1 pseudogene is annotated in these 329 nt (G+C 63.2%); it reads left to right on the forward strand.

The features are described from left to right. Positions 1–235, forward strand: a pseudogene (locus tag QM590_RS25820) (HNH endonuclease signature motif containing protein); the annotation flags it as partial. Positions 236–329: the final 94 nt, after the last annotated feature.

Raw genomic sequence — 329 nt, forward strand, 5'->3', positions numbered from 1 at the left:
GACCTTCGGCTGCGACATGCACCACGCACTCGTCGGCACCGGACCAGGAAAGTGGTCGACCACCAAAACCACAGCAGCACATCGCTACCCAGGCCGGACCCTGTGGCATCCACCGGCCGGGATGGACCCGCGTAGGCGTGGGCTGATCAATCACGCACACCACCCCGAAGAGGTGCTGTACCCGCCGGACCAGCATGACGACACCGGGGACGAGGAACCACGACAACCCGCCTGACCACCAACACCAGTCTCAGGGCACAGCCCTGCCGGTAATCAGGGAGTGTCAGATTAACGGTGGATCCGACCTTGGCGTCGGTTAGTTTCCGTTC

The organism is Rhodococcus sp. IEGM 1372 (assembly GCF_030056835.1).
In the GTDB taxonomy this organism is placed as follows: Bacteria; Actinomycetota; Actinomycetes; order Mycobacteriales; family Mycobacteriaceae; genus Rhodococcoides.